Raw genomic sequence first — 3,093 nt, 5'->3', positions numbered from 1 at the left:
GCCGGTGAGGGTGACGGTGTTGCCGCCCGCCACCGGTCCCTGATTCGGGGTCAGCGCGGTGATCACCGGGGTGGCGACCGTGTAGGAGAACGTGACGCCGTTGCTGGTGCCACCGGTGGTGGTGACGACGATCTGCACGGTTCCCGAGCCGGCCGGCGCGACCGCGGTGATGCCGGTCGACGAGTTCACCGTGAACGAACTCGCGGGCATACCCCCGAAGGTGACCGCCGTGACGCCGGTGAAACCGCTGCCGGTCAGGGTGACCGTGGTGCCGGCGACCCCGGAAAAGGGGCTGCTCAGGCTGATGACGGGGGCGACCAGGGGCGCCAGGGCCGGGGCCGGCGCGGCCGAGGGGGCTGAGGGGGCCGCCGGGGCCGAGGAAGCCGACGGGCGGGCGGCGGTCGATGATGGGTTCTCCGGGTTCTCCACGGCTGTTTCTCCTTCTTCTCCGCGGCGGAAGAGTCCTGCACCTGGACCGCCGCCGCGCGGATCGAGGCGTCCGGGCGGCGGCGGCCGACGGTGGGCGAGGGGTCCGCCCGCCCGGGCCTCGCGTCCCCGGGCGGGCGGATCGTCGTGCGTGGTGCGCGACTGGATGCCGCGCGACGGCCGACCACGCGGGGCGGCCGGGTGGCGGCCGGGTGCCGGTCAGCCGCCGGCGGGATGCCGGTCGGATGCCGGTCGGTGGCCGCCCGCTGCCGGTCAGATGCCGGGGGCCGCCGTGTAGGTGAAGGCCCCCGCGTCGGTCGCGGTACCCGCCGGGTTGGTGACGGTGACGTCCACCGGGCCGGCGGTTCCGGGCGGGGTGACCGCCGACACCGTGGTCGCGTTGATGACGGTGAACGGCGCCGGCACCCCGGCGAAGGTGACCTGGTCGGTAGTGGCCAGGTTGGTGCCGGTGATGGTCACCGCGGTGCCGCCGGACGTCGGGCCGGCCGGCGGGTCGATCGCGATGACGGTCGGGGCGTCGATGTAGGTGTACGTCAGGCCGTTGTTGGTGCCTCCGGCCGTCGTCACGCTGACCCCCACGGGTCCGGCCGCGGCGCCCGCGGGCACCACGACGGAGATCTGGCTGTCGGAGACGATGGTGGGCACGGCCGAGTTGCCGCCGAAGGCCACCGAGGTGGCCGTCGACAGGCCGGTGCCGTTGATGGTGATGGTGTTGCCGCCGGCGGTGGCCCCGGAGGAGTCGCTCAGGCCGGACTTGAACGGCGCGCCGACGTAGAAGAACGAGATCGGGTTGCTGGTGCCGCCGGGGGTGGTCACGGTCACGCCGACCGTGCCGGAGCCGGACGGGGAGACGGCGCTGACCGCGGTCGGCGTGACGCTGGTGATGGTGGCGAGCTTGGTGCCGAAGTGCACCGCGCTGGTGCCCGTGAGGTTGGTGCCGGTGATGGTGACGGTCGTGCCGCCGCCGGTGGATCCCTGGTTCGGACTGATAGGCATGGTCGTCCTCCTGCTGGAACCGCGTGGATCGGTCGGGTGCCCTTTCGGGACGCGGCGGGGCGGGGACGCACCCGGGCGGCGATATGCGTGCCGTCCCGGCGGGAGAGAACCGCTCGAAGCTGCCGACGTACCGGCCCGCGGTGGTTGGGAGCGCCACGGGACTGGTCCGGAAGGGCGTTTGGCTCGGTCTGGAGCCGGCGGCCACATCAGCCGGTGCCGAGGGACGGCACCGGCTGACGAATCCAAATGACCCTCTACGGGGGTGCCCATCGCGACAGACGGCGTCAAACGCAGCCTGGGTCCGTGCAAGCAGAGACAGTCGGCGATCGGGCCAGCTGCCGCGCTCCCCCGAGAGGGATGGGCGGCCCACCGGTTTGGATGACTTCATTGACCCATCTGGGGCATAAAAGGGCAATCATTCTGGCGAACAGTCACCCGTTTGACGGAGCGCAGGCGCGAAGAGAGCGCTATGGAAGGGCCTGTTGGCTCCGCGCGCGCCCCTGGCGGACGGGCCTGCCGGAGCGGTGGGAGGTCGGACAGAATCGAGAGCGTGATGTTCGGGATTCTGGGGACGACGCGGGTGGTCGGTGCCGGGGGCGTGGCGGTGGCACTCGGCGGGCCGCGGCGACGGGCTCTGCTGGCCCTGCTGGCGCTGGAGGCCGGCCGGACGGTCACGGTCGAGCGCCTGGTGGACGGGCTCTACGGTCCGCGGACCCCCGCCGGAGTGGCCAACGCGGTGCAGTCGCAGGTGTCGCGGCTGCGGCAGGTGCTGCCGGTGGCGATCGAGGGGCATCCGGCGGGATACCGGCTGGCGGCCCGGCCGCAGGACGTGGACGCCCACCGCTTCGAACAGCTCGGCGCGGCCGGCCGGGAGGCGCTGGCGGCCGGGGATCCCGGGCGGGCCGCCGCGCTGCTGCGGGAGGCATTGGAGTTGTGGCGGGGCCCGGCCCTGGCCGATGTGGGGGACGCGCCGTTCGCCGCCGCGCAGGTGGTGCGGCTGGAGGAACTGCGGGTGGCGGCGGTCGAGGATCGGGTGGCGGCGGATCTCGCGCTCGGGCGGCATCGCCAGCTGGTGGCCGAGTTGCGGGAGCTGGTGGCCGCGCACCCGCTGCGGGAGCGGCTGCGCGGGCAGTTGATGCGGGCGCTGCACGGCAGCGGGCGGCAGGGCGAGGCCCTGGAGGTCTACGACGCCGCGCGGCGCGAACTGGCCGAGACGCTCGGTGCGGATCCGGGACCGGAGTTGGCCGCTGTGCATCTCGCGGTGCTGCGCGGCGAGCCGCATCTCGCGCTGCCGCGCGGCGATCGGGAGTCGCCCGGCCCGCCGGAATCGCGCTCCGGCCCGGAGCTGCTGCCGCCGGGTCATGTTTCACGTGGAACATCGCCCGCCGCCCCCCGCCACGAGCTGCCCGCGCAGCTCACCAGCTTCATCGGCCGCGGCCCCGAACTGGACCGGATCGGCGCCCTGCTGGCGCGGGAGCGGCTGGTCACCGTGACCGGCCCGGGTGGTGCGGGCAAGACCAGGCTCGCGGTAGAGGCGGCCGGGCGCTATCCCCACGACGCCACCTTCGTGGCGCTGGCCGGCCTCACCGGCGGGGCGGAACTGCCCCAGGCCGTGCTGGGGGCGCTCGGGCTGCGCGAGGGCGGCCTGCT

3 protein-coding genes are annotated in these 3,093 nt (G+C 74.2%); 1 reads left to right on the top strand and 2 read right to left on the bottom strand.

Annotated elements, in window-relative coordinates:
- Positions 1 to 429: IPT/TIG domain-containing protein (locus GA0115240_RS22955; protein ID WP_256069939.1), on the bottom strand; the 429-nt coding region annotated here is incomplete at its 3' end.
- A 270-nt stretch (positions 430 to 699) separates the two neighbouring features.
- Positions 700 to 1,443 carry an IPT/TIG domain-containing protein gene (locus GA0115240_RS22950; protein WP_093739177.1) on the bottom strand — a complete coding sequence of 248 codons (744 nt, stop codon included), beginning with the start codon at positions 1,441 to 1,443 and terminating at the stop codon, positions 700 to 702.
- A gap of 553 nt (positions 1,444 to 1,996) precedes the next feature.
- On the opposite strand from GA0115240_RS22950, the gene GA0115240_RS22945 reads away from it, so the two are divergent.
- Positions 1,997 to 3,093: AfsR/SARP family transcriptional regulator (locus GA0115240_RS22945; protein ID WP_176725150.1), on the top strand; the 1,097-nt coding region annotated here is incomplete at its 3' end.

Origin of the sequence: Streptomyces sp. DvalAA-14 (assembly GCF_900091855.1) — a bacterium.
Taxonomy (GTDB): domain Bacteria; phylum Actinomycetota; class Actinomycetes; order Streptomycetales; family Streptomycetaceae; genus Actinacidiphila.
Note: the sequence above shows the minus strand (reverse complement) of the source record. Positions and strands in the feature narration are given on the sequence as shown.